The sequence below is a fragment of the Sinorhizobium fredii genome (assembly GCF_002944405.1).
GTDB classification, from domain to species: domain Bacteria; phylum Pseudomonadota; class Alphaproteobacteria; order Rhizobiales; family Rhizobiaceae; genus Sinorhizobium; species Sinorhizobium fredii_C.
In genome coordinates this window covers 365,547-387,881 of record NZ_CP024308.1, presented here as the reverse complement: position 1 = coordinate 387,881, position 22,335 = coordinate 365,547, and the positions used below count along the sequence as shown (strand labels likewise).

16 protein-coding genes and 4 pseudogenes are annotated in these 22,335 nt (G+C 60.1%); 4 read left to right on the top strand and 16 right to left on the bottom strand.

Going from position 1 to position 22,335, the window contains the following annotated elements:
* The 9 genes and pseudogenes from repC (NXT3_RS21225) to repC (NXT3_RS21180) all read right to left on the bottom strand — a co-directional run bounded on the left by repC (NXT3_RS21225) (position 1) and on the right by repC (NXT3_RS21180) (position 9,269).
* The gene (gene repC / locus NXT3_RS21225; RefSeq protein WP_104840314.1) at positions 1-1,215 is read right to left on the bottom strand and encodes a plasmid replication protein RepC; all 1,215 of its coding nucleotides are present in this window, start codon (positions 1,213-1,215) and stop codon (positions 1-3) included.
* Between the two features lie 187 nt (positions 1,216-1,402).
* The gene (repB, locus tag NXT3_RS21220; protein ID WP_104840350.1) at positions 1,403-2,392 is read right to left on the bottom strand and encodes a plasmid partitioning protein RepB; all 990 of its coding nucleotides are present in this window, start codon (positions 2,390-2,392) and stop codon (positions 1,403-1,405) included.
* A complete protein-coding gene (gene repA, locus NXT3_RS21215; RefSeq protein WP_104840313.1) occupies positions 2,389-3,564 on the bottom strand; it encodes a plasmid partitioning protein RepA in 1,176 nt (391 codons plus the stop codon). The genes repB and repA overlap by 4 nt, the downstream gene beginning before the upstream one ends.
* Positions 3,565-4,189: 625 nt before the next feature.
* Positions 4,190-5,071: an ArdC family protein gene (locus NXT3_RS21210; protein ID WP_104840312.1), complete on the bottom strand. Its 882-nt coding sequence runs from the start codon at positions 5,069-5,071 to the stop codon at positions 4,190-4,192.
* Positions 5,072-5,293: 222 nt separating this feature from the next.
* A pseudogene (locus NXT3_RS33120) lies at positions 5,294-6,335 on the bottom strand (Fic family protein).
* 71 nt (positions 6,336-6,406) lie between these two features.
* On the bottom strand, positions 6,407-6,610 hold the full coding sequence (locus NXT3_RS21200; RefSeq protein ID WP_104840311.1) for an antitoxin VbhA family protein: 204 nt from the start codon (positions 6,608-6,610) through the stop codon (positions 6,407-6,409).
* A gap of 120 nt (positions 6,611-6,730) precedes the next feature.
* Entirely contained in the window at positions 6,731-7,063 is a 333-nt protein-coding gene (locus NXT3_RS21195) for a DUF736 family protein (protein ID WP_027991192.1), read from the bottom strand.
* A 401-nt stretch (positions 7,064-7,464) separates the two neighbouring features.
* The gene (locus tag NXT3_RS21185; protein ID WP_104840309.1) at positions 7,465-7,962 is read right to left on the bottom strand and encodes a thermonuclease family protein; all 498 of its coding nucleotides are present in this window, start codon (positions 7,960-7,962) and stop codon (positions 7,465-7,467) included.
* An 11-nt stretch (positions 7,963-7,973) separates the two neighbouring features.
* Complete coding sequence (gene repC, locus NXT3_RS21180; protein ID WP_234828165.1) at positions 7,974-9,269, bottom strand: plasmid replication protein RepC; 1,296 nt, start codon at positions 9,267-9,269, stop codon at positions 7,974-7,976.
* Positions 9,270-9,775: 506 nt separating this feature from the next.
* Between repC (NXT3_RS21180) and NXT3_RS21175 the strand changes: the two genes are divergently transcribed.
* On the top strand, positions 9,776-10,807 hold the full coding sequence (locus NXT3_RS21175; RefSeq protein ID WP_104840307.1) for an IS110 family RNA-guided transposase: 1,032 nt from the start codon (positions 9,776-9,778) through the stop codon (positions 10,805-10,807).
* A gap of 390 nt (positions 10,808-11,197) precedes the next feature.
* On the opposite strand, the gene NXT3_RS21170 is transcribed toward NXT3_RS21175, so the two are convergent.
* Positions 11,198-11,608 carry a hypothetical protein gene (locus NXT3_RS21170; protein ID WP_158665377.1) on the bottom strand — a complete coding sequence of 137 codons (411 nt, stop codon included), beginning with the start codon at positions 11,606-11,608 and terminating at the stop codon, positions 11,198-11,200.
* 18 nt (positions 11,609-11,626) lie between these two features.
* Between NXT3_RS21170 and NXT3_RS21165 the strand changes: the two are divergent.
* The 3 genes and pseudogenes from NXT3_RS21165 to NXT3_RS21150 all read left to right on the top strand — a co-directional run.
* Positions 11,627-13,456: pseudogene (locus tag NXT3_RS21165) on the top strand (efflux RND transporter permease subunit); the annotation flags it as partial.
* 232 nt (positions 13,457-13,688) lie between these two features.
* Entirely contained in the window at positions 13,689-14,048 is a 360-nt protein-coding gene (locus NXT3_RS21155) for a hypothetical protein (RefSeq protein ID WP_104840304.1), read from the top strand.
* Positions 14,049-14,132: 84 nt separating this feature from the next.
* Positions 14,133-14,426 (top strand): annotated as a pseudogene (locus NXT3_RS21150) (multicopper oxidase domain-containing protein); the annotation flags it as partial.
* 58 nt (positions 14,427-14,484) lie between these two features.
* Here the strand turns inward: NXT3_RS21150 and NXT3_RS32585 are convergent.
* The 6 genes and pseudogenes from NXT3_RS32585 to NXT3_RS21120 form a co-directional block, all read right to left on the bottom strand.
* Positions 14,485-14,736 (bottom strand): annotated as a pseudogene (locus NXT3_RS32585) (tyrosine-type recombinase/integrase); the annotation flags it as partial.
* An 88-nt stretch (positions 14,737-14,824) separates the two neighbouring features.
* On the bottom strand, positions 14,825-16,147 hold the full coding sequence (locus tag NXT3_RS21140) for a TadE/TadG family type IV pilus assembly protein (protein ID WP_104840349.1): 1,323 nt from the start codon (positions 16,145-16,147) through the stop codon (positions 14,825-14,827).
* Positions 16,148-16,628: 481 nt separating this feature from the next.
* Positions 16,629-17,453, bottom strand: a complete 825-nt coding sequence (locus tag NXT3_RS21135; RefSeq protein ID WP_104840303.1) for a class I SAM-dependent methyltransferase — start codon at positions 17,451-17,453, stop codon at positions 16,629-16,631.
* Between the two features lie 155 nt (positions 17,454-17,608).
* Positions 17,609-18,847: a flavin-containing monooxygenase gene (locus tag NXT3_RS21130; RefSeq protein ID WP_104840302.1), complete on the bottom strand. Its 1,239-nt coding sequence runs from the start codon at positions 18,845-18,847 to the stop codon at positions 17,609-17,611.
* Between the two features lie 159 nt (positions 18,848-19,006).
* Positions 19,007-20,551, bottom strand: coding sequence for an HlyD family type I secretion periplasmic adaptor subunit (locus NXT3_RS21125; RefSeq protein ID WP_104840301.1), 1,545 nt, complete (start codon positions 20,549-20,551; stop codon positions 19,007-19,009).
* Between the two features lie 3 nt (positions 20,552-20,554).
* Positions 20,555-22,321, bottom strand: a complete 1,767-nt coding sequence (locus tag NXT3_RS21120; RefSeq protein WP_104840300.1) for a type I secretion system permease/ATPase — start codon at positions 22,319-22,321, stop codon at positions 20,555-20,557.
* Positions 22,322-22,335: the final 14 nt, after the last annotated feature.

The window sequence follows — 22,335 nt, the reverse complement described above, 5'->3', positions numbered from 1 at the left end:
TCACGACACGCGCCGCGCTTCCTCGCCATTTGCTCTCAGCAACGCCATCAACATCGGTCCGAGCGTGAATTCCCCTCGTCGCGCCCTCCCCGTCAGATCCCGCAGGTAACCACCGGCCGAGTGGATATGCCCTGTCCTCTCGAGAATGCACGCCATCGCGACCGCGGCGCTCTCGGGCCCCATGACGTCGCAGGCATCCTGATAGGCCGACGGGCTGACCCCCAGCATCGAGCGAACGACGACGGCGGCCGACCTCAGGTCACGCCAACTCCCCACCGCCCCTCCGGGGCCATAATCGGCAATGCCGGGGCAAGCCTTCAGCACCATGCCCAAAGGAAACGCGTTTATCGGCTCGCTCGTCGTCCGGCTTGTCTGGTTCGACTTCGCCCCCTGCTCTTTTCCAGAGCTAGGTTCAAGTTCATTGCTGGATTCGGTATTTGAATTCTGTATGTGGCGTTCATTTTGAACAGCATTGCTGTCCTGTTTTGGGGTTTCTTCCTGAATTTCCAGTCGGTTGACGATCTCCTCCCGCAGCATTTGCATTTCGTCGAGGACGGGTTCTATATCCGCGGTCGTCGGCGTGCGGGGGATGCGGCCGGTCAGCTCGAGGAAGGCCTCTTCGATGCGTCCCCAGTCGCCGGCAGCCCCCTCCTCCATTGCGGCGCTGATCAGCTTGCGGACGTCGCGCCGGCAGATCGACAGCGCTTCTTTGGTAATACGGAAGCGTTTGCGCTCCGCCGCCACCTGCTGCGCGGCGTGCGCCAACTCCTCGGCGCGTGCAAGAAGCGGCGCCAGGCTGAAGCCGAACGCCTCCTCGATTGCCCCGCTGTCATCCTTGCGGGCATATCGCTTGCCGTTGGCGCTGTCCTTCCGCTGGATCAGACCGGCCTGGACGAGCGCCGCGAGATGTCGCCGCAAGGTCGTACCGGCAATGCCGTGGGCACGTACCGAGAGCTGATCATTCGACGGAAAGACCACGAGTCCGCGGTCTTCGGAAAGCTCGTTGGCCGGATAGAACGTCAGCAGCGCATCCAGGACGGCCAAGGCTCGGTCCTGGATACCGAGTACCGCCCTCGCCTCGCAGACGTCGCGGAACACCTTCCATTTGTCGGCGGTCTTGCCCGGCTTGATCTCGGCCGCTCGCATCTGCCCTTTTAATAAGGCAAGCGACATCGGCCGCCGCCCGAAGGGCGTCGTCACATTTCGACTCTGCATTTTCCTTTACCTTTCAGAAGGCAAAAGAAATCCGCTCACCAAAAAACGGTGCCAAAGGACTCTTGACTGGGATTCGGGGAAATGCGATTCTCGGTCTGCTAGAACACAGAGAAGGGCTTCCACGACGGCAACGTTTGGGGGCCTTTTTCTTTTGCGGTTATCCTCCTAGTTCCAATTCTGTGAACTACTATCTATTTCGCTGCACGAACTGATCGTGCAGAGTCTCAATCTGCGCCGCAACGAAGTCGACGAACCCAGCTGGCACGGATTTGTTGAAGGCGAGTTTGGAGCCGGATTTGGCGTGGCTCACCTGCCCCAAAACAAGGCCGTGGGCTACGAGCTGCGTGGCGTCTGCGGTCGCTAAGGCGGAGTCTCGCTCCGCGCCGAGCACGTCAAAGACGGCGGTAAATCGGACGTCGCTTCCTCCGCTCAGAGTTTCGGGTCGGCTGAGCGCTTCCCGGGCCGCCTGGAGCGGCTCCGCATGTGCCGCCCATCGAGCTTCCAGGTCTAGCCAGCGCCGACGGCCGATCTCTCGGGCCGGGCCAATCTCCAGCACAATCTCTCGCGGCAATGTGTTGGCGAGCCGGATCATTTCCGAAATATGCGATTTGCCAGTGCTCAGTGACTTACAGATCACATCGCGACCGAAACCGGCCGCCTCCTGCGAATGCGCGAAAAGGCAACGCTCTATGAAGGAGAGATCATTGCGATTGCTATTCTCCTCGCCCTGGAGAACGACCGCATCCTCATCACTGAGATCCCGTGCTATCGCCTTGAACTTAATGCCCAAGAGTTTGGCGGCTGCGAGTCGACGGCGACCGAAAACGATCTGAAACGGCTTGGCGGCTCCCTGCACTGCGCGCACAAGGCCGGGTGTACTCTGCCCATGCTCTCCCATCGACTGCATGAGTTCGGTGAGATTCGCCGCATCGTATGCGGACGCGAAGCGATCCGGAATCGCCGAATCCAGAACATCGTCCGGGTCAACCTCGATGATCTGACCGCCATCCTTCAGCAGCCGCTCAGCGAACTCGCTGCGCTCCTGGATTTGCCTGACCCCAGCCGCCACTTTCAGAAGATGTGGGGACGTCGTTCTCTGACCACCTCCCCTTTCAGGCGAGCTCTCGAGCTGACCCAGGACGTTAGCAAACAGACCTTTCGAATCCTTGCGGCTCATTCTCTCCCCCATGCCTTCCAGAACAGGCTTTCCAGTTCGGCGTTGGCCGCATTGATGGACTCGATGGCGCGGTCATAGGTCTTAGGAGCGGAGAAGCGCGTCCGCTGCACCTCGTACAGACTTTGTTTCCAGGTGAGCGCATCTGCGACCGCAGTTGACTTGATGACGGAGTTCAACAGCAGGTCTTCACCAAACACCTGCCGCATGAGGGCTGACATATTGGCCTGGGGGTGGTCGTTAGGTTCAAATTTCGTAATGAGGAACTTCGCGAAATCCCATTGCGCCGACGTGCCTACCTCATCGAGGATCTGCATATATGATGCAGCGAGCTCGAGGAATTTGGCGGTCGAGTCCACGTCAAGCATGTGCGCCGGAACAGGGATAACGACGCCTGTCGCAGCGGTGAGGGATGACAGCGTCAAGAAGTTCAAAGATGGCGCCGAATCCATCAGAATGAAATCGTAGTCGTCCGCCACCTGTTCGAGGGCCTGGGAAACGCGAAGCAGAAAGCCTGTCCCTCCAGCCCGTCGCATCTCCAGCGCGACGGCCGTTTCAAATTCGGTGAGTTCGAGGCCGGCGCATATCACGTCGAAGCCGGCGATATGCGTTTGGTGAACGATCGACGTTGTTGGAACCGGATCCTCGAAACGAATTGCCGAATAGAGGGTATCCCCGCCTCTGTAGTCGAAGTTCGGGAGATTGCCATGCAGAGCTGTCAGCGACGCCTGCGGGTCAAGATCAACAGCTAGAACGCGGTAGCCGCGTAAAGCCAGGTAATGTCCAAGATGGATGGTGGTCGACGTCTTGCTGGAGCCGCCCTTGAAATTGGTCACTGCGATGATCTGGCACTGTTCGTTGCCTGAACGGCGCGGATTCATCCATTTCTTTCGGCCATTGGCGGCGAGCGCCATGCGCAGTTCAAGGACCTGCTCTAGGGTATAGAGCCGGCGACCATTGGAGATTTCGGGGGAAGGGCCCTGCTCCTTTGCAGCAACCTGCCGGATGTAGGCTTCGGTGACATCTAAAAGCTGAGCGACTTCGGTAGATGTGAACTTGCGCATAGTGCGCCGCGCATCCGGCGGGAACTGCGCCATGCTCAAATTGTTCAACGCCAGCTCGAGCTTGCTGGAGAAATTCTCCATGAAGGAAAGACTGCTGAGGTGTCGCGTCATCAAAAAGAATCCTTGGTGGTCACTCTCACCACTTAACCGCTGTTGTGGTTAACGATCTGCTAACAACCCCATAACTACTCAAAAACCCGCAATTTCGAGTTTTCTCCGCAACTAACCAGTACTCCGATTCGGCCCGGCGCATCAATTGTGGCACGTGAATTCAGATCAGATGTGAATGGCTAAGTTTTTCACAGTTTGCCGCGGGGAACTTCCGGCACCAGAGGGAATAGGCACGCAGCGCCCCAGACCGTGAAGCAAAAACCTGAATATTCCCGTCCGTGCCGGCGAAACGCAGCAGTCACGACGAAGTTTGCCACCGGTTCCCCGCGGGGAACTTGAACATGAAGTGGGTCGAACTGGCGCCAACCCAGTCGTCCCGATTCGGAGAAGGTGGGTCAGATCATGATGATCGGCAAAAGGCTGCGCTAATGATGCGGCGGCCTAGGCTGCAGAGCGGCAGCTTGTCCATAGTTCCCCGCGGGGAACTCGTTTCTGGGAAGCGAGCCCCTTCCCCTCCCCCAGATTCATCACACGCAAATAGTGATGCCCGTCTGCGCTGACGAACAAACCGCCGGCGGCGACGGAATTCGCGACACAGTTCCCCGCGGGGAACTTTTGCGCGGGATCATACTGGCGGAATGCCAGTCGTTTGAAGTTCGTGCAGAAAGTCGGCTGCGGCCTGAGCCTTGGCGGCTGCGGTGATGATCGCCCGCTTGTCGTTCTTCAACACCTTGAGCCAGCTTTCCAGATAAGTGGCGGTATTGTCGCGAGGATCGTGGGCCACTCCAAGATCAGCGCAGAGGAATGAAGCGGAGAGCTCGGCAACCAGCTCCTCGACGGCGTAGCTTTCACTGCCGAATCGGCCGCTCAAGTCACGGTCGAGGCGATGCTTTGCGCCTGACCAATGCGACATTTCGTGCAGCAAGGTCGAGTAGAGGTGAACCTCGTCCGCGAAGCGTGCCCGATCGGGCATGAGGATGTCGTCGGGGGCGGGACGATAGCAGGCGGTTGTTCCGCCGTAGGTGATCGCCGCGCCGGTGTTGCGGACGAAGGTTTCGACGGTCTCAAGATGCGGAACTGGCGTCGCCGGCAGATCCTCGGCCGGTCGATAGAACCGGTCTGGAAGGTTCTCGATCTGCTCGACGTTGAAGACTGTGTAGCCCTTGAGATAGGGAATTGCGCGTTCGTCGTCATCCTCGCGCTCCTTGGGGGTGAAGGTGCCGTACTTGACGACGAGGGAACCTTTCTCGCCCTTTCGGACCTGGCCGCCGAGATCTTGAGCTTGGCGGTAGGTCATCCAGGTGCTTTCCTCGTAGCCGGCGAGCTCGCTTGCGAGCCACAGCATTAGGACGTTGATCCCGCGATAGGCTTCGCCTGTGGCGCGGCGGGGAACGAGGGAGCCGCGGCTGTTTCCGCGCCAGGGCCGGATCCACGGCTTTGTGCCGGCTTCAAGCTGCTCGATGATGGCATCGGTAATGCGCTGGTAGGTGTCCTTGATGCTCTGCATTGCCGTCTCCTTCCGTCGGTTGACGGCAAAAAACGGAGATAGCCGAAGCGAGCCCATGCACCCGAAGGGCCGCAACAAAAGTGGAGGACCGCGCCAGCGGTTGCCTGGGGGAGGGGCTATCGTAGCTTGTCCGTCAAATCACCCAACGGAAGGAGAGGGCGCAGAACATCGGCGCCTTCTGCTCACGGATAGCTCTTGCAGCTTAAAGAGCCGGTGGGCAGGTTACCGCTCGCGATCGTGGTCATCACGCTCCCGACTGCGCTGTGCCGTCAATTGCGCCTCGATCGCCTTCAACTCCGGGTTATGGTCCTGCTGTGGCTGCCGCGCTGGCCCCGGCTGCGATTGCGCCTCCTGGGCCGACTGCTCTCGCCTCACTCGGGAAAAGTCCGACCGGGCAGTGAAGGTGATCTCCTCCTCGTCTGGCAACTTCTCCGGCAGGTCCGCGCGATCGGCGACGACAATCCCTTGATCGGTCACAAGGCTGGCGACGCGATTGTCGTGGCCGAGAATGTGGCCAGTGATTTGGGCGCGGGCAGTGCGAACATGATGGTGCAAAGGCTCTTCCCCGACCTCGCGCAAGTCTTCGAATGCGGATCGAATGGCCTCCCGACGGCCCGGGTTCATCGCGTCCTCAATGACGTGCTTCATCACGGGACTGGACGGTCGTTCGTGGTCTCGATTGACGCCTCGATCATGCGCGGTTTGGTAATTGCGGAGAAGTCGATCTCGTGGTCGTAATGGCGGCCCAGCTCGGAAATAAACGCCTCCTGGGCACGTCCGTTCCCCTCTCTGAACGGGTGCACATAATTCAGCTCTGAGAGGACTCTTCCGGCCCGCTCAGCGAACTTTTCGGGCGTTGCATTGCGAAGGGCCTGCGGGTCTCGGATCGGCTTCAACGCCTCGTCCAGGCCATTTCTATGCGCGAGCCGGGCAGGAATGACGAGCCGCCCTTGGATAGGCCACCGATCGGCTCTACGCGCTGCCCCTCAACTATCGGACTTTCGTTGCGCGTATGACCGGCCCATTCGTAGACATCTGAAAAATCCAGCCGTGAATCGCCTTCAAGTGGGCTTTGTCAAAATTGCCTTTCTGGACCGTCGCCTTCAGCAATTTCCGCCATCCGCACGGCGGTCGCGCGATACTCTTTCACGCGTAACTCGGAATGGGTTTCAATTCCCCATCTGTTTTTTAAAACGTTCGTCCGGTCCGGATCATCTGACGTGTTTGGGTAGGTATAAGAACCCTTGGGGCGCTCATCAGCCATGGCGAAGCTCAACAAAAAGCCGCCAGCTCTAAGCTCTGGCGGCCTTCTGCTCTTGAAGGTTGATCGGGAGGTTATTTAACAGGCGGCTCGATCATGAGCTGCCGGTATTCCTCGCGGGTGATGTCGCCGGCGACATACCGCGCGGTCGCCTCCTCGAGAACAGGATCGTGAACGTAGCCCTGCCGGATATTGGCAGCGCGCGCCTGCTCGGCGGCCTTGCGCCGCTTCTCGATGGCTTCCGGGGAACGATCCGGACGGCGGGAATGAACGTTCATCGGCAAATCTCCAATTACGGGCCACCCTAGCAGGAAAAATGCTGAAAATCCAGCAATTTGCCGGATCTTCCGGCCTTTCGAAGGTGAGCGCCCAGCTACTCGCCGGGCGCTGTGAGCGGATTAATCGCGCGGTTCCCATTCGATGATCGCCTGCAGGGAGGCATCGTCCTGGCCGGGGAACCGGCCGAGATTGGCGTTGTAGCGAAGCTTGCGGATCGAGAGGGTGTAGTACGGCTTGCCGTCCTGGTTCTCTTTCTTCCAGATGCCACCGACCTCGATGTCATGGCCGCGCGGTGATTTGGCGTAGACGCGGTGCGTCGGGGCCTTTTCATTGTCGGACTCGAACGGCACGACCTTGATGTCCATGTCGCGGTCGATAGTGGAGATGAGGCCGGCGCCCTTTGCGGTGTCGAGGTTGTCGCCGTCGAACTGGATGTAGTTGGTGATGTTCATGTCTTTCACTCCTCTTTGGTGGTTGCGATGATCGTTCCAAAGGCACGGCGGAAAGCGGTGCGCACCGTAGGCCGGAGCGTGAGCGGAGGAGGCGAGAGGACGCCAAAAATTTGTTTCGCGAGGAAGCCGAAGGCGGGGAAATTTTTGTGGCGTCCGCTTTGCGTAAACCGCGTCGACGTGCGAACGAGCGTCACAAGCAACCGCCTTGGAGGAGTGTGGCTTGAACCGTTTTGGCAACGTTTCCCCGTTTGTCAGCGACGTACCAACCGCACAATCTGCGCCAATATGATGCAATGACGCGACCTGATCAACAGGTTTTCCGGTGATTACCAATGGCGACACTGGAGCAATATGCTTCGCGCGCCGTCGGCGCCACTGCTCCGTATTGGCTATCTCGCAGGTCATTGGTTCCCGGAAGGTTTGGAACGACGATAGACGTGCGGGCTCTCGATCTCGGCCGACCACATGCCAAAGCCATTATCGCGGGCGCGGTTCTCGGCCTGGCCGTACTCGACCTCGCTGATCGAGTGGGTTGCCGGCAGATACCGTAGCATTGCCTCCGCCAGTCCTGCCTTCACCATCGAAAGGCCGATATCGACGTCTCCAATGAAGCACTGGCCCACCAGGCGGTGATACTGATCCCGATCGATGATGTTGCAGCGAACATGCTGGCCGTCGACCATCTTTCCCAGATAGCTGCGGGCTGCGACGCCACAGCGCCAAACCTTCCCATCTCTCAATCCGGTCTGGTCGCGCTCGCAAGCATCGATGGCTGCGATCCTGATCCGCTGATTCCTGATACTGATGGTGTCGCCATCGATCACACGCGCACGGCCGGAATAATCGGCGGCCTCCGCCGAACCGTGTAAGATGACTAGGGTGGCTAATAGCGCCGGCAAAGCGTTACGTCTCAATGTCTGACCTCCATGGAATTTCGGGCGGCGAGCCCGAAGACAGAGCGGGCGAGATGCAATTCGCCCGCTCTAGCGCGGTCCGTCATGGCCCGCAAATAGCCTCCCGGCGAAGTCACGTCCTGCCGGTCGTATTTCTCGAGTGTCACGGCGACCGCGACGGCGGCTTGCTGCTCACCCATCTGCTCGACGGCGCGGGCGCGGGCATCCTCGGAGATCCCGGCAAAGCGACACATCAGCGGGACGGCCCGCGCCAGGTCGGCCCAACTGCTGGGGGCAAACCCGTAGGTCTTCAGCGCTGGCACCGCCCTAAGCACGTCTTGCAATGCCACCATTGCCTGCTGCAAGCGCCGTGGCTGGTTGCTTTCGCTCCGGCGTCGCCTCAGGCTTTTTTCAAAAGCCCATTTGCTGGCGGAGCCAGCCTTAAGCGAATTAGGTTGTTCGGCGTTAGCCGAACGCCGTTCCTTACTACTATCGTCAAAGGGATGAGGGGTTGTAATCTGTATGTGCATGCCGTTTTCGACATGCGGGCATGTCATATTCTTGGTTTCCGACACCTTTGCAGACCGGCGGGGGAGATGCATCAGCCGCTCCACAAGCAACTCCAAAATGGCGATTGCGCGGCGCAGGATCTCGCTGGTGGCCTTACCGGCAGCTCCGACAAAGTTGCTTACGCGCTCAATGCGGGATCGGATGCGATCCAATATCTGTCCGGAAAGCTCTGCTGCTGCCGAAAGGGCATAGCGGGCATTGCGAAGCGCCCCACGATAGCGCCGCAGCGCAGCGTCGGCAGCTTTCTTCTCAGCCCGAACCTGTCTCACGAGCTCGTCGAGTTCGGCACATCGAACGATCAGGATTCGAAGGTCGATCCCGCAACCGTCCGTGATCTCGGCGTCGCCGTTGCGGATCGGATAGCGCTTATAGTTGCCGCTGTCCTGCATCGTGATCAGACCAGCGTCGAACAGGCGCGACAGCATCCGGCTGACGCGACCGATCGACCGGCCGATCTCAAAGGCCAGTTGCTGGTTGGACTTGAAAACGATCGGCCTGCCGGACTTGTCGAACGATTCGGCGGGGGTCGTGTTGATCAGCGCCACCAACAGGTGGCTTTTGGTCCCGTTGATTAGCCCTGTGCATGTCAGGCTTTGCGCAAGCACGGCCAATTGAGCACGCGTTACGGTTCCGATCTCCGCCGACTCGGCCAGACGCCGGTATTGCGCACGCTGCGGCGTTATCCTGCGGCCGATCGGCCGCTGATGCCTTTGGGTATTCTCTCGTCTCCGCTTAGGGACCAGGCAAAGCTTCGCCGTTCACCGAAAAGGTGCTTTTGCAATTGACAGGGAAGGGAGGGTCTGCGAGAAAGGATTCGGCTTATTTATCTACTCTTTGACCCCCGCTTCCGGACTTGTTCGGGAGCGGTTTTTCTTTTCTGGTCGGGCCTGTCATCTCCGTGAAATTTGATCAGAATGCGTGGGCGCCGGAATCACGAGTGATTCCGCCATTTGAAAAATAACCTCATAAACCAAAAGGGTGCAACAACGTGCTACACGCAAAAGCCTGTAAGGCTTGTGTTAGACCGAGAACGCCCTTACTTACTAAGAGTTTGCCGAATTTTTGCTGATTTTGAAAACATCGGCTTGAGCCCCCAAGTGTGAAGCAATTTGATGCAAAACGGTTCCTGAAACGCAAGAACACCCGGGCGGGAAGGGGAGTTTGATGGTGTGGAACGGCCCTCCGAGCCGTCGCGGAAAATGACTATGCTGGTTCTCGAAGCGACTGCATCAAGAAGGGGACATACGCCATGGAAGGTATAGCAACCGTAGGACTGGATCTGGCGAAGAACACGTTCCAGGTTCATGCCGTGAATGCAGTTGGAGATGTGATAGTTCGGCGCGCCTTACGCCGATCGCAGGTCTTGGCTTTCTTTGAAAGGTTGCCGCCCTGTCTCGTGGGTATGGAGGCGTGTGGAAGTGCGCACTATTGGGCTCAGGAGATTGGGGCAATGGGGCACACAGTGCGCTTGATGCCAGCCGCCTATGTGAAAGCTTATGTCAAACGGAATAAGACGGATGCGGCGGACGCCGAGGCGATCTGCGAAGCCGTGACCCGCCCAACGATGCGGTACGTTGCAGTCAAAGGGCGGCAGGAGCAGGCCGCGGCGATCATCTTGAGAACTCGCGACTTGCTCACGCGACAACGAACACAATCCATCAATGCCCTGCGTGGTCACATGGCCCAGCTGGGGGTAATTGCCGCGGCCGGCGCGAAGAGCTGCGGCAAGCTGATTGCGATCATACGAGACGATGCCGACGACAGGCTGCCGGCAACGGCGAGAGAGGCGCTAGCCGAGATCGCAGACCAGATCGAAACCCTCAATGAGAAGATTGCCGCCCTGGAGCGCAAGATCGTTGCCACGGTGAGGCAGGATGAAGTCGCGCGGCGCCTGACAGCAATTCCTGGTGTCGGTCCGATCACAGCAGCGACAGTGAGGGCGGCAGTGCCCCATCCCGGGGGCTTTCGACGCGGCAGGGACTTCGCTGCCTGGATCGGCTTGACACCAAGGTCCAGCTCGAGCGGCGGAAAGGAGAAACTCGGTTCGATCTCGAAACGCGGAAATCCTCAGCTCCGCTCGCTATTGGTCGTCGGTGCCATGGCAATCCTGAAGCTTTCGCGGAATGGCTTTGGAATGCCGCCGTGGGTGGCCGCCCTTCAGCAGCGGCGTCCGTTCAAGGTTGTCGCCACGGCGATGGCGAACAAGATGGCAAGGGTCATTTGGGCCTTGATGATGAAGGGTGAACAATACAGTGCACCCACAGCGATGATGAAGCCATAACGTCACACACTTTTCCGGCGATTCCGCCGGATCATGGCAGGGTGCTTTCTGTTGATGAATCGAAGGAGCGTCATCCCGGTGCAAATCAGACCGTTCCCCTCTTTGCGCATCGGAGCGCGTGGGTTTGATTAGGCGATTTGTGCTGCGGATATCATCATGGCCAGCGGTTTTGACCGCGCAACAGGCCGGACATATGACCGCATCGGTCCATAGATTCAAAGACAGGAGTGGCCCTTGCCAAGCGGGCCGTTCCACATATGAGGGGAGGGGGAATCGGGCCTCCCCCCAACATGATTGTGGGCCAGGTCGATCCTGGCCCACGGTCATCGACGGTCGTGAAAGCGGGAGGGCCGATCACACGGGAGGAACGTGACCGGCCCGCGACTGATGTCACTCAGCCGCTTGGGGGAACTGCTCGTTTTCCGCGATCCTTTCGGCTCCAAGCTCCTGTTCCGCCTCGGCGGGGGCTATACGAAGCGGGGAGGGTATCCAGCCGGTTCCGGCAACAAGGCGATCTGCGATCGCAACAGCTTCGGACTTTTTGGCGGCGGCTCTCACCGACAATTCCGCTTCGCTGCCTCTCGCCTCGGCCACCGAAAGTTCAATGGTCGTTCGGTTGACGTGCTTGAAATAGCTGTCGCCGGTCGTCTCAAACCAATCTGGCATGTTCACCTTGAGCGCTCGGCCAAGCTGGTTCGCCTGCTCGATGCCCTTCTTCCGGTCCTTCTTCTCCACCGCGTTGACAGAGTGCGCCGCGCCGAAAGCCAGAAGCGACAGCACCATGTCTTGCGGCTGATCCAACAGCCAATCGAACAGATCGTTTCGTTCCTGCCGATCTTCACCCTGGAATCGCAGGAAGGACGGCTGTTCGGACCGCTTGCCTTCACCAAGACATTCGCGATGGCGGCCGCCGCGCTCCTATCGGTGACGCTCGTCCCGGCGCTGATGGTCGTGTTCGTCCGCGGCAGGATCGTGCCGGAGCACAGGAACCCGCTCAATCGCTTCATGATCTGGGTTTACCGCCCGGTCATCTCGGGAGTCCTGAAAGCGAAGATGGTCACCATCTTCCTGGCGGTCATTGCCTTGGCCGTGACGGTGTGGCCGGCCCGCCAGATCGGCAGCGAATTCATGCCGAGCCTCAACGAAGGCACGCTGATGTACATGCCGACGACCTTGCCCGGCCTGTCCGTGACCAAGGCTGCCGAGCTGATGCAGACGCAGGACCGCATCATCAAGTCGTTTCCGGAGGTCGAGACGGTGTTTGGCAAGGCGGGCAGGGCGCTGACCGCCACCGATCCAGCGCCGACGGAGATGTTCGAGACCATCATCACGCTCAAGCCGAAGTCCGAATGGCGGCCGGGCGTGACGATCGACAGCCTGAAGCAGGAGATGGACGCTGCACTGCAGTTTCCCGGCGTCTCCAACGCCTGGACCATGCCGATCCGGGCTCGCATCGACATGCTGTCGACCGGAATCCGCACGGCGGTCGGCGTCAAGGTCTTTGGCTCCGACCTCAAGGAGATGGAACGGATCGCCCGCGACATCGAAACCGTCCTGAAGGCGGTCCCCGGCACGTTGAGCGCCTACGCCGAGCGCGTCATCGGCGGATACTATCTCGACATCGTTCCGGACCGCATCGCGCTCGGGCGATATGGCCTCAGTGTCGACGACGTGCAGGACGTGATCGGCACGGCGCTCGGTTCCGAGGTGGTCACTTCGATGGTCGAGGGGCGCGAGCGCTACGGCGTGGCGGTGCGCTATCCGCGCGCCTTCCGCAGCGATCCGCAATCGATCGCCCGCGACGTCCAGGTCGCGCTTCCGGGTGGCGGCAGCGTGCCGCTCGGCGAAGTGGCGGACGTGAAGCTGACGCGCGGTGCGACGACGATCCGCACCGAGAACGGCCACGTCTACGTCTTCGTCGATATCGCCAACCGCGATCTCGGCGGCTATGTCGCGGAGGCGAAGGAAGCCGTTGCCAAGAGCGTCGCCATGCCCGCCGGCTATTCGGTCGGCTGGAGCGGCCAGCACGAGTATCTGGAACGGGCGAAGTCGCGTCTGGCGATCGTCGTCCCGCTGACGCTGGCGGTGATATTCCTTTTGCTCTACCTGAACTTCAAGGCGCTGACCGAAACGCTGATCGTCATGCTCTCTCTGCCGTTCGCGCTTGTCGGCGGCATATGGCTGATGTGGTGGCTGGGCTTCAACGCTTCGGTTGCTGTGGTCGTGGGCTTCATCGCCCTTGCCGGGGTCGCCGCCGAAACGGGCGTGATCATGCTGATCTATCTCGACCAGGCCCTTAGAGAAAGGCGCGAGGCGTGTTTGGCGGAGGCGCGTGCGTTCACGAGAGCCGATCTGCATAAGGCGATCATGGTCGGAGCGGTCGAGCGCGTGCGGCCGAAGATGATGACCGTCGTCGCGATCATGGCCGGGCTGGTGCCGATCCTCTGGAGCACCGGAACCGGGTCGGAAATCATGCAGCGGATCGCCGTACCGATGATCGGCGGCATGATCTCGTCGACGATCCTGACGCTCGCGGTGATCCCCGCCATCTACGGGCTGGTCAAGGGCTGGCGGCTGTCGGAGAATTCCGGCAGCCGATCGGCCGCCATCGAACCCGAGCCGGCGCTTATGAGAGAGGCGGCAGAATGAAGGGACGATGCCATGATGGACGACATGATGGGCGGAAGCATGATGTGGGGCATGGGCGGCGTCGGAATCCTCGCGCTGCTGGTGATCGCGCTCGTGATTTCTGCCCTGATCAAGTATCTGTTCTTCCGCTGAAACGTCAGTGCACGCCGGATAACGCACTGTTGACGGCGCGGGCCGCCGGAGCGGCGCATCCTGGCTTGTATTTGAGGAAGTTCGGCGCGATTGTTCCGTCATGAAGCACAGGTCGGTTCGACAGCTTGTCCTTGTCCTTCTGGCGGTGTTCGTCGCCGCGGGGATGGGCCTGTCGGTCGCCCAGGCAAGCGACATGGCCGCCAGGATGGCGACGATGTCCGATATGGCAATGCCGGACCACGGCGACTGCCAGGGTTGCCCTGACCAGCCCGGCGACGGCGGCATGAAGGCTATGGCCTGCGGCAACATCTGCGCCGCCCCCGTCATCGCGCCGCTTCCGCTTGCGGCCGCCCTGCCAGCCGGGGAGAACCTGGCCTTCATGGCCGCCCCCGATCTTTTTCTGAATGGCAGGACCCTGCCTCCCGATCCCGACCCGCCACGAACCTCCGACATCGGCTGATACCCGGCTGCCGCCCTCAAGCGGCCGAGCCGGGCAAACGAACGCGTGCATCGTTTGCCGAGCAAGGCGCTGCGCGTGATCACGATGAATGGAAGGATCGAATGTGACTATGGAATTGTCGCGCCGGAGCTGCTCCGGAGCGGCGGAGGCCTTCTCCTGGCGGCCTCGCTGCCGGCCATCGGTGCGCAGGCTGCGCCGCCCAAGGACTACCGGGTCGTAGCCGGACCCGCCCGCGCACGGCTTGCCGGTCCCGAGCATCCGGAAACGGACGTCTGGACATACAACGGGACGGTGCCCGGCTCGCTTGTCAGACTCCGCCAGGGCGACTCGGTGCGCCTCGTCGTCGAAGACGGTCTCGACCAGGAGACGACCGTGCACTGGGATGGAATAAGGCTTGCCAATGCCATGGACGGGGTGCCGGGTCTAACGCAGCCGCCCGGCCATACTGCCGCGTCGACAGGTGCGGCTTTGCATGAACTCGGCTGGGAAACAGGTAACCCCGTTCACCGAGCCTCCGACGTCCAATCCAGGCACCGACAGCCTCCCGCGTTTGATCGGTTAGTTCGAATTGCACTGGGCGACCTGTTTTCCGTTGGATGATGATCGCCCGGTCGCGCACCCTTCCGGAAATCGCAACATCGGCAACTGAGATCGCCACGAGATCACAAGCTCACAATTTGCTGTCGATTGCGAGATTGAACAGCGCCAGGTCGCGTACCGCCCCCTATCATTTGGAGGACCGATAATGGCCGCCGAGGGCGCCGCAACAAGCCCATTCACTGAACGAGCCTGATAGCGCCCGGATTCAATATCTGGTTGTCAGCCAATTCGCTCTCACAGTCGATTGCAAATCCGCTGTTGCCTATCATGGTGATTTGTTGAGCGATGATGCGCACACATTCGCCTCCGCTTGATCCATTGCCGGAATATTGGATCTCCTTGGATGCAGGCATGTATATGATACCGCTCAGCAAGGAGTTGCTGTTGCCGTTGATCACGGCCGGCTCCGTATTGTTCCGGCCTGAAACGATTACGAAGCCGGCCCACTCACCGCTTGTGGCTGCTGTCACACGAAAATCGGAGCCACCATGAAGGTCGACCTCAGCGCCGTTGAGAAGGAAGAATGTCACGCCCTCGCCACTGACTGTCGACTGGCTCGCGAACTTCAGGACACCGCCGTCGATGATGTAATTACCGGGCTGAAGGGTTACCTTTCCTTTGATCTCGAGTTCCCCGTAGGTGCCTGGTTTCAGCGTAACACTGTATGCATCCGGAACCTTGCTCGGCGTCTTGCCGGTGCCGTTGCAGTCCCCATTGCCGCCCCCATTTCCTACAAACTCTTGACCGCAACCAGACAGATTCACCCAGTTTCCCGCCGTCGGCACGGCTTTCTTCCTGAAGGGATCTGGTGTTCGTGAAACGCCCTCACGGGCCTGCTGGCAAGCCAACTCCAGATGAGCTAGGGCCGCATACACCTTGCCGGTTGCGTAAAGACATTCAGCTCTGAGAGTGGCTGTCCCGCTCAGGTAGATCGATTGTGTGTCATCTGAGTTCGACGTAATCGTACAGTTTGACGTATCTACCGCCGCACTTCCGCTAACCTCTATTGCGCGACTGGCCGTCGGATGCAGGGCTAAAATGCAAGCTTCCCTATCCGCCAGTCGCGCGGCAACGCTTATTTTACTAATTTCGAAAGGCTCCAGGCCCCAGAACACCGGGTTATACTGTGCCGCATAAAAGGCCTGAACCCTTGTCTCCTGGCCAACCTCAGAGAAGGTAAATTGCACTGCAGGTCTTTCAGGAGAGGCTGAATTGTATCCATCGGCGGCAGAAGGCGTTTGAAAGTTGGCAAAAAACAATCTGTTCGCATCCATCCGCACCGCGTTCTCGCTCTCGCCTTCCCCGTAGGACCGCACGGCCTTTATGGCCGCAGCATCTAGCGCATCTTGCATCTTGGAAGCTTCCCTGGCCGCGTTCGCTATATTCACCGCCACCGAACCGCCGAGGAAGAGCACCGGAACCAATAGAGCCGTCATGAGGCCGAAGTTGCCGCTCTCATCCTTTAGCAGACGCTGCATCGTAGTTAAGACTTCAATCATGTCTATCGATGCCCCCATTTCAGGAAATGACGACTTTAGGCGTTGTTCATTGAACTCCCGTTTGCAAATTCATTAGGATTTTTGCATCTGGCTATTCCCAGAGCGCGACGATGAAATTTGGAGGATCGGCAAAGAAATATTTGTTTAACGTCGATGAGCGTTGATCGCTTCCCCTGAGGATCGCGAACGATGTCCAGGGATACCTATTCCCGGAATATGTCAGTCACGACGGTCGACCCTTCGATCGAGCTGCGGCGTCAGGGTCCTCCAGATCTAGAGCAACGAACGTTCAAGTGAACCCATATTCTGCGGCGTTGAAGTAGTTTCTGCATTCGGCTGGAGACAGAACAGGGCGCAGATGTCGCCGATGGCTTTCCAGAGTGCTGCGGACGGCCTTTCCTTTGGAGCTGATGCCTCGGCTTGGCGAGCGACGCAAGTCCGGAGGAGTTCGAGGTTCAGCTTGCGCTCGGTTGCGAAAAGATCACTTCCTTCCTGACCCCACGAGGGCCGGCATCGGGATTCGATAGCTCCCGTCGGCGGAGCGAAACTGCTTTATGCCGTTCGCAACCGTAGTGGAGATGTCGCTTCGCACCGCCTCGGTTTGGGCCATCAGAAGGCCACGGGCGCGCACACCCCCTTCGAGGATCGCGGTTATTATCCCGAACGGATCGTCCATTATCCAAGTCTGATCCACCCCCGCGACGGTCACGTCCACAAACCCGGATTCTTCGAATGCTGCCCTCAATTTCGCCGGCTCGCTGAACTGAAAGAAATCGGGGCCGTGGGGCAGGGGTACGTCGAGGTTGCCGTGCTTCGTAATTGCGCCGAAGAGCAGGCCAAAGCCGTTGGTCGGTTCTGGCGCATGCCAAACACTAGCGGCGAGATATCCCCCTAGCTTCAGCACACGATGCATTTCGGAGAATGCGGACCGGGGGTCTGAAACGTGGATTATGCCGTATCCGCAAACGATGGCATCAAAGTTTTCAGCGTCAAACGGCAAAGCTTGGGCGTCACCCTCCAGAAACTCCGCCTCGGGCACATTGCGCCGGGCGATTTCTACGACTTTGCCGGAGAAGTCGAGACCGACGACTTGCGCGCCCAAGTCGACCGCTGCTCGGGCGAGCATTCCCGGGCCGGTGCAGACGTCGAGGACGCGCATTCCCTTCGCAACGTGGGCGGCGGCCAATAGAGTTGGCACGGTTTCCGAGGTAAGGCGGGCAAAATGCTGGTCGTATCCTCGGCTGGCAGCTTCCCACCCAGTGTGTTCGAATTCACGAAAGGCTGTTGGATCGCGAGAACTCTCCATCGTACCCTCCTGCAAAGAAGAGAGAAAAACATTATGCAGCAATACTAAGTTTCATGGCACTTCTGAATGGAGCGGGACGCTTTCTCTCCGCTTCTGCGTCAGGTCTTTGTTCTTCAGAACAAGAGCACGCAAATGCCCGCCTCGGGCAAATCCATCTATGCAGAATGATCTGCCCTCTGGGTGAGGTGGTTCACCAGACGCAAGGCCTCTTCAGCAACCCCTGGTATGGTGCCTGATTTGCGCGTCGTTGCGAAATCGAGACCGGCAAAATAGACCCCGGGAACGGCCGCTATCCCGTCCTTGTGGATGGGCTGTCCGCTCGCATCAAGAACGCCGGGAATTTGGATCCATTGGAAATTCCCCTTGAAGCCGGTGCACCAGATGACCGATCTGATGTTGCTTGTCGTCAAGGCGATCGAGCGGATGGGTGGATCAGGAAGGCACCGTTCTATCATCTCGGCAGGGTCATCCTCGGCTGCCGGCGCCTTAAGCCCCGCGCGTTCGATATACCGGTCAATAAAGCGCTTGACCTCCGCTGACCTCTCGTCCGCAAAGCGAATGTTATCGTCTAGGTCATTGCCGAACAGCAGGGCGCTTTTTTCGGCGCCGATGAACCGCCCCAGCAACACAACGCCCTTGGCACTCAGTGATTGCAGGCTGATCGTATGAGTGGCGCCGAGCAAAGCTCGTGGCGGCAGCTTCCCGGAAGGGAGAACGAGTTCTTCGCGTGGCACGTCCAGATAGCCTGACAGGGTCATCCAATTGAAGATGTCGCCGCCACGATAACGGCGCACCAAGCGGCCGGCGCGGCTGGTTGCCAGAAAAACCGAGCGCCCGGCGAGCACCAGGTCCTCGGCAATTTGTCCCCCCGACTGACCGCTGCCGACCACCAGAACCGCACCGTCCTCCAGATCGGCGGCATTGCGATAGTTGGAGGCATCAAGTTGGTAAAGTGACGGCGGCAGTTGCCCCCACCAATGCGGCCGCATTGGGCAATTCAGGCTGCCGCTGGCGATCACCAAATTACGCGCGGAGAACCGACCCTGCGGCGTCGCCACCTCGAATAGCCCATCCTCTCCCGTCACCTCGTGGACCGGAGTTCTGGCTTTCACCGGCAGTCGATGTCGGTCGGCGTAGCTTTCAAGATAGGTGACGAAATCATGCTGGGTACTCGCACCCCAAGGGTCTGGCCCATCGTAGGCATCGCCGGGCAGCAGCGATCGTATTCTCGGCGAATTTAGCCGAAACGATTCCCATCGCTGGGTCCGCCATGTCTCGCCGATCCGGTTGCGCTCGAGCACCAGGTGATCTAGTGCTCGCTGCTTGAGGAAGTAGCTGACGCCGAGTCCCGCTGAGCCGGCGCCTACGACAACGGCGTGAAAGATCCCGTCCATGCTACCCCCTAATGGTTGCGGGGCGAGTGTGGAAAGACTACGCCCATCCGTCGGAGTCGAGTTGACGATTCAAGCCAGCTTTGGGGCCGAAATCGGATCCTGGACCTCTCCGAACCCAGATCTCGCGGCCTCCCTGTAGTGTGGCCGAGTCTTTCTAGGCTAGTTCTCAATAAGGCTCCGCCGACCGCTGTCGATAATCGGGGCAAGAAGATATGCGAAGAGGCTCCGTTCGCCGTCCATGAGCATGACCTCCGCCGGCATTCCCGGAATAAGGTGCACGTCGTCGAGTTTTGCGAGGTCGGTAGGCGCGACCACCACTTTCGCCAGGAAATAGGTTGTTCCCGCTCGTTCATCGGCTATCGCATCCGCTGAGATCGAGCGCAGCCGGCCATGAATGAGCGGCAAGTTCCGCTGTCGATAAGCCGTGAGGATTACGCGGGCGGACATGCCGGACCTGACGCGCTCGATGTCGATCGGTCGGACCCGGGCGTCGATGACCACTCCGCTGTCATTTGGAACCAGGTCGAGGAGCGGCTGTCCTGGATCTATGACGCCTCTCTCCGTCGTGACGCGCAGATTCATCACAGTGCCGGGAAGCGGAGCTCGAATGACTGTGCGCTCAAGTACGTCCTCGCGTGTCGGTAGCTGGCTTTTGAGCTCCGCCAGGATACGGCGCATTTCGGCGAGCTCCGCACCGAGCTTTTCCTGGCGCTCTTCGGCTATCGTAAGCAATTGCAGTCTCGTCTCGCCAACGGCCTGTGCATTCTCGGCGATCTTCGACCGGTTCGCTGCCTTTGCGGCTGCGATGTCGGCACGATGCCGCTTGAGGGCCAATATTCGCGGTTTGCGCTCCAAATGCTTTTCGAGAAGATCCTGCGCGGCCGTTATTTCTTCGTCAATCAGCGCGATCTGCTCGGTTTCAGCGGCGATCACCTCACGGAGACCCGCGTTCTGCTCCTCGAGTTGGCGAGTTCGTGCCTCCAGAATCTGGATGCGACCTCGATGCGCTGCTCGCCGGCTGATGAATAGTTGCCGCTGCCCTTCCATCAGTCGCTGTAGGCCGGCAGAGCTGCTGTTGTGAATGAGAAAGTCCGGGAAGCTGATTTCGGCAGCGTCGGTCCGCTCGGCCTCCAGTCGCGCCTCGGTTGCCAAAACGTGCAGAAGCCGCTCCCGTATTTCCGCGTCTTGAGACCTGGCCCTGATGTCATCGAGGGTAATCAGCGGATCTCCAATCTTGACCACATCACCCTCGCGAACGTGAATCGACCGAATAATCCCGCCTTCGAGGTGCTGAATGGTCTTGCGATACCCGTCGGGGCTGACGACCCCCGGGGCGAGCGACGCGCTCGCCAGCGGGGCGAGCACGGACCAGCCGCCCAACACCAGGATGAACAGTATTATTGCCAGAAGCCCCAAACGTCGCGGCATCCGGGTGGCGTTCGTGAGGGCATCCGGCGACTTTTCGGCGCCACGTCGAACGCTGAAGCGAAGCATGCGCGCAAGGACGAAAAAGGCGACCGCTGCAGTCCCCGATACGATGAGTGCAACGGTTGTGTCGCTCAATGGAATGCCAGCAAGCGCCAACCGGTCACGGATCGTAGCGATCGTCGCGGCGTAACCGGCCGGCAGCTCCTCCATGGCGCGGGCTAGCCGCGTCTCCGTCCAGACCACAGCAAAATTGATCAGATCCAGCATATCAGACATGCTTCATTCCCCCGCGGAAAGGCGGTTCTCGCGGCCGACGACCTGTGTTCGATCTTCTGGATGAGGAGCTTGCAGGGGTCTTGCGGGCGCCGTTCCCGCCGGCTGTACCTGCCGCACCATCTGCTCGCGCGGGCCGAAGGCAGCAACGGCGCCGCTATGAAGTGCCAGGACCTTGTCGGCGCACTTCAGCACGGAAGCGCGGTGCGTGACGATCAACACGGTCGTTCGGAGCTGCCTGAGCGTCGTCAGAGCTTCGATCAGAGCCCGGTCTCCGGCTTCGTCCATGTTCGCATTCGGCTCGTCCAACACGACGAATGCCGGATCGCCGTACAGGGCGCGCGCCAGCCCGAGGCGCTGCCGCTGCCCCAGTGAGATCCGCTGCGAGTGCAGTGCGATTTCGGTTTCGTAGCCGTCCGGCAATGACAGGATCAGTTCGTGAACGCCGGCGACTTCCGCTGCCCGGATCAGCGCGTTGCTGTCCACCTCCCGGAAACGTGCGATGTTCTGAGCCACCGTGCCCGGGAGAAGCTCGACCTGCTGCGGCAAATAGCCGATATGTGGGCCCAATTCCTCCGGGTCCCAGTCGAAAACGTCCGCCGCGTCGAGGCGGACGTGACCCTTGGTCGGTTTCCAGGCGCCGACAGCGAGGCGACAGAGCGTCGATTTTCCGGCTCCGGACGGTCCGACCACTGCACAGTTTTCGCCCGGTTGGATCGCGAAGCTGATGGCGCTGAGGACAGGCTCCTGTGTGCCGGGAGGCAAATAGAACACGTTCTCGAAGGCGAGCCCGCCTTTCGGACGGGGGAGGGTGACGCGGTCGTGGTCACCGTTTGACGTGCCGGCGAAGAGTTCCTTCAGGTTTGCATGGGCGTTCCTTGCTGCGACGAAGGAACGCCAGGCACCGGTCGCCCGTTCGATCGGCGCAAGCGCGCGGCCCATGACGATGGACCCTGCAATCATCGCGCCCGCGGTCATCTCGCCGAGAAGGACGAAATAGGCGCCAACAGCCAAGATAGCAATCTGCAGGATGAGCCGTAGGCTGCGCGAAATCGAAAGGATCGTGGTGGTCCGATCGGCCAGGAGCTGCTGTTCGGCCACCACTTCGGCCTGACGGCGGCGCCAACGGTCGAAGACAGCCTGTGCCATGCCGAGAGGTCGGATCGTCTCGCCGCCATCGACATAGCGCATGGCATTCTCCTGATGGGCCTTGGTGACGGCTGTGACGCGCTTCTGGCGGTCCCGTGTCAGCGCATCGTTTGTCAAGGCGAGCCCGAGAAGGATGGCGGCGCCGCCGGTGGCAACCACACCCAAGGCAGGGTGCAGAGCCCAGATGAAGGCGAGGAAGATGACGCTCCAGGGCATGTCGAGTAAGGCGAGCACTGCATCGCCCGCATAGAAGGACCTGAGGTCGGTCACGTCGCGGCTGCCGGCGCGACCTTCCTTGCCCGCGAGCCGCACTTCCATGGCGCGTTTCAGCATCGGCGCGTTGAGCTCGCTGTCGAGCCAGCCGGCCGCACGGCCGAGGACCACCCGCCTTGCCTGCTCGAGCGCGCCGTAAATGACAACGGCAAAAATCGCTATCAACGTCAACCACAGGAGCGTGTCCAGCGACCCGCTCGACAGCACCCGGTCATAGACTTGCAGCATGTAGATGCTGCTGACGAGGAGCAAGAGGTTGAGCAGGCAGCTCAGCAAGATCAGCAGCGGAAACTGCCTGCGGATAGCGCTTATGACCTCGGCGAGGCGGGTGGTGCTGGTACTCGGCGGCATCGATTACCTTCCGC